Origin of the sequence: Bacillus sp. EE-W1, from assembly GCF_009760835.1 — a bacterium.
Taxonomy (GTDB): Bacteria; Bacillota; Bacilli; order Bacillales; family Bacillaceae_G; genus Bacillus_A; species Bacillus_A wiedmannii.
In genome coordinates this window covers 744-4931 of record NZ_WIPE01000057.1, presented here as the reverse complement: position 1 = coordinate 4931, position 4188 = coordinate 744, and the positions used below count along the sequence as shown (strand labels likewise).

Annotated in this window: 4 protein-coding genes and 1 pseudogene; all 5 read right to left on the bottom strand. The window is 30.7% G+C overall.

The annotated features are described in order from the left end of the window. Positions 1-835, bottom strand: an 835-nt coding sequence (locus GFJ36_RS29065) for a PIN-like domain-containing protein (protein WP_242015959.1), incomplete at its 3' end; no start/stop codon positions are given. 404 nt (positions 836-1239) lie between these two features. After that, positions 1240-2046, bottom strand: coding sequence for a DUF6973 domain-containing protein (locus tag GFJ36_RS10545; protein ID WP_097889873.1), 807 nt, complete (start codon positions 2044-2046; stop codon positions 1240-1242). A gap of 507 nt (positions 2047-2553) precedes the next feature. Further along, a pseudogene (locus tag GFJ36_RS10540) lies at positions 2554-2895 on the bottom strand (IS4 family transposase); the annotation flags it as partial. 241 nt (positions 2896-3136) lie between these two features. Further along, complete coding sequence (locus GFJ36_RS10535) at positions 3137-3328, bottom strand: hypothetical protein (RefSeq protein ID WP_097889874.1); 192 nt, start codon at positions 3326-3328, stop codon at positions 3137-3139. Between the two features lie 12 nt (positions 3329-3340). Beyond that, entirely contained in the window at positions 3341-4108 is a 768-nt protein-coding gene (locus GFJ36_RS10530; RefSeq protein ID WP_242015958.1) for a DNA polymerase III subunit delta', read from the bottom strand. Between the last annotated feature and the right edge of the window lie 80 nt (positions 4109-4188).

Here is a 4188-nt window from a genome sequence, read left to right as displayed (position 1 = left end):
TTAGGACGTTAAGTGGCGGGTAGTTCACCGTTAATTGATATTCATCTTTATCAATGTTAATTTCAATAGAAAACACAATTGCCATTTCTAAATTATATGTACTTTCTCTCCCATGCTCTTCACTATAGTCTTCACGAATGGTTGCATGGGCTGTCATAAAGCAATTTCCAGATATACTAATATTAATCTTTTCATTATCAAAGTCTACATTATAATCTTCTACAACTATCTCTTCAGGAACCAAGTCATTAATTTCTGCAAATAAACCCATTTTCATATAATCTTGTATTTGACCATCATGTGTAAGTATAGATTCAATTGACCACGAAGAGTTATCTAGTAAGTATTCCTCGATAAATTCCTCTGCATTTAATTCTATTTTATTGTAAAAATCAGAAATTTTGTTCAACCTTGAATAATGCGCAATAAACTCCTTCATAGGAATCATCAGCATTTTATTTTTACCTTTAACGTAATCTTCAAATTCTGCAATTAATTCAGGTCTCGGCGCTTCAATAAGCTTATTTTCAGCTTTTAATTGCCACCAATCTTCTTTACTATCAGAAGTCGTAAAAATTATTGACCTTTTCTCGTCTTTTGCTTTTTTCAAAATGGATTCCCATATAATTAAATCACCATAAGGTTTTTTAGGATCCTGTTTCTCACCCCTCTTTCCTTCTTTATCCTTATCCATGTATCCAGGTGGTATTAGATAATGGTATCTCTTTTGACCCTCATCACAAATCTCCAATATCTTTTTACTCGATAATGATGTAGCCACTTGTTTTTCATTCATTAAACAATTAATAAACAAGTCCATATTGTCACTTTTCATTAGGTTTTTATTCTTATCCATTTCATTATTAATGAGTAACTCGGCATTTAATGATTTCTATATAAAGTATGAATTATATAAGCACATGCCAATATACTGAGATTAATGCAATTGAGCTCGAAATCCCTAAATCCTATATTGTTCGTAAAAATTGGTAATTTCGTGCGAACTTGTTATTTGTTTTTAGAGTAAATAATCACCGCCCTTCTATTGTCGAATTTCACTGATTCCGATTAATCTCTCTTTATATTAAAAATACCCTATAGAATGAATTTTTTCATTTTCTATAGGGTGTTTTTTTATATGGAATCTCTTATATTATATTGATTCTGTCTTATACGAAACAAAAAAGTAAAGAAAAAAGCACATTTATATAATATAACTTCTTTTTTTGAGATATTTTATTAAAGATCGCCATTTGTTCTAACTAGTTTGTCTTCAACAATTCTAACCATGGAACCATTTGCAACTTCATTCCTTATGTGACTACTATATTGAGTAATACTCCAGGAATAATTGTTGTAAGCAATCGTTCTACCAACTTCATTATTATATAGGTCCATTTCCTTATCAACCCCACTAGAATATTGCTCATGGGCATCTGTCCAAACTTTTGCTCTTGCAACACCAACATCACGACCTTTAATAGTACCTAATTCTTTAGCAAGAGCTGCATTCCAAAAAGAGTGCCTAAAAGCATCACCATTTCCTTGATAAAGTGTTGAGTTGCTGTAATATTTCTCTGAAGTTGTCTTTGCTAAAACGGAACAAGCCCCATAAGTTACAAATTCAAATGGATTTTTCTTGGCTAAATCAACCTCAGCATCAGTCAATGTTCCAAAGCCAGGTATTTGAAGTGAATATGCGGAGCGAAATGATACTGATGGATTATTTTTAATCTTTTCCGCCACAATTTGATTTAATTCTTCTTCAGATTTGCTGTCAGCAATGTTTTTCACTTCTTTATATATAGCATTTAAAGCAGATAGATTAATTGATTTGACTTCCTTATCAGTCAGAAATTCATTACTTTCTACGGCATCATTATAACTTAATACTCTTCCTTCTTTAGTTTTGTTAGACGACATTGATTGTACTTTAGTTATATTCCCTTCATCTGCATAAGAATTACTTGGGAGAACCCCAACACCTAATAATCCCATAGTTAATGCCGTGACCCCTAAACGTTTTAAGCTTTGATTTTTTCTCATATTATCCCCAAAACCTTCCTTACATTCAGATTCATATAAATTCAAATATTGACCTGAAAAAATTTTAATATTTTTATGTAAAACTTTATTTAAAAAGTTACACACTTAAGTAAGAAAAAAATGAAAGGATTTTATATTTCACAAAATCCTTTCATTTTTATATCTCATTTTAACATTCCTACAACTTGTTTCCAACTGTATTTATGGAATATTTTAAATATTTAAGACGAACAGACTCTCCATAACTACCTTTAGACCTTAAATTATTTTGATGTAAGTATGCTATAGAAAGCAATTTCAAATGTAATTCCTCGATAAGCTCCTTACTAATTTTACATTACATTAAAAGTCGCAAAATATTCTTATAGGGGTCACCATACATACCCATCAACTTAAGGATAGAAACTCCACGGTTTTTCATTAATTGAAATGAACAAACTTTTAAACAGTATAATCCTCTTAAAAATGAGCATACAAAATAAACCCTAACGGGTTTCATTTTTTCACTTATGCAGCTTTTTTTTGATTTCTATATCCACTATACTCATAGATAACACCCATAATATCAAAAATAGTTTTCTTCTCATATCGATGAGATTTCCGTCCATTTTTCTTTAGTAGGATAAACAGACGGAGTAAAATCTTTGCTATTTCTTGGGTGTTTTTCTGTATCGCTTGATAGAACAGAGATAGATGATCTTGGATCATCCCAATTGCTTTATATTCACTTAGTTCTCTTTTGTGCTTTCGTAACAGAAGTTGGCGCATCTTAAACATCATGGAAGAGCAGATAAAAATGGCAATGAGTTTTCCATACACATGGCATTCTAATCTTTCTTGTTTGATAGAAAGTAAACTTTTGGGTAAAAGTTTACTTTGGAGTTTTGAATCATTTACAGCTAATTTTGTAATAAATTTCTCAATATAGATATACTTAATAATTATGGTATCAATATTCAAAATTAATAAAAATTGGGGTATTATAAAAATATGATGGTTATTCCTTTTGTTTACTCCTTGTGCTAAAGATAAGATTGTGTTCCCGATCTTATCTTTTTCTTTGTAGATTTTTGATACAAAAAAAGAATCCTTATAATAAGGATTCTGCAACAGGAAATAACAAAATATAAACAATAAAAAGAATTACTAATATTATAGTGTATATAGGGGTACCGCCACATGCCCCAAACCCTTTCTTAGAATAGCCTAGAGCCGTGTATGAAGCTTCTGATTTCATATGTGGGTTTCGTTCCATTATCCTTTTTAACTGTTCTATCCACATAGATTCGCCCCCTTATAAAGCAACCATATATACATTTTTTTGCATCTTAATGAACATTTCTTGCAGAACAAGATTTAACGAAACATTCGCTTGTCTTCTTATATAACCTTTTTCTAAAAGTTCTATTGCATCAGCAATTCCTTTTACACCCAGTTTTTCAGCATGTAGCTCTAAAATACCGATTTGACTTTGAAAAGATATTAAATCTTTCTTATTCGTTAAAGCATATAGTGCATCTTTAAACCATATATTTATAAATTTAAATAGCATTGGCTCTTTTTCTTTTGTATCTATTAGTTTTAATAACTTTATTATTTCTATAAAGACTGTAGGTTCCATCAAATTTTTCATCAACCTAACTATTTGTGAATGCAGTTCTATAAACCACTGCTCTTTTGCCAGTAATATAGCTTTATCAATATTATTTGTTATACGAGTTAAAATTTTTACTATATCCTGAGAAAGGTTAGCTGCAGATAATTCTTCTTCGTATTCTCCCATAGGTGTATCTAGAAAGTTTAAAATTTGGCATCTAGATTGAATCGTACCGAGAACCCTTTGTATATTTTCTGTAACAAGAATGGCCGTTGTATCTCCATCCGGTTCTTCTAAAAATTTTAATAAACTATTAGCAGCACTAGTTGTTAGCATCTCAACTCGATCAATTAGATAAATCTTTCTTGATAGTTCAGTAGATGTGTATGTTATTTCTTTGTGTAACTGCTGAATTGGCTTCGGACAAGGAATGGCAGGAAGCCATCTTAATTGTTCGACATACATAAACTGTTACTTCACTACCTATCGAATGTATGTTTGTTGTATAATAGAGTCATATCGAAATGGAGGTGAAACGAATGATG

Coding starts and splice junctions, on each gene's coding strand:
- GFJ36_RS10545 (WP_097889873.1), bottom strand. CDS start 2,046: ATGAGAAAAAATCAAAGCTTAAAACGTTTAGGGGTCACGGCATTAACT.
- GFJ36_RS10535 (WP_097889874.1), bottom strand. CDS start 3,328: ATGTGGATAGAACAGTTAAAAAGGATAATGGAACGAAACCCACATATG.
- GFJ36_RS10530 (WP_242015958.1), bottom strand. CDS start 4,108: ATGTATGTCGAACAATTAAGATGGCTTCCTGCCATTCCTTGTCCGAAG.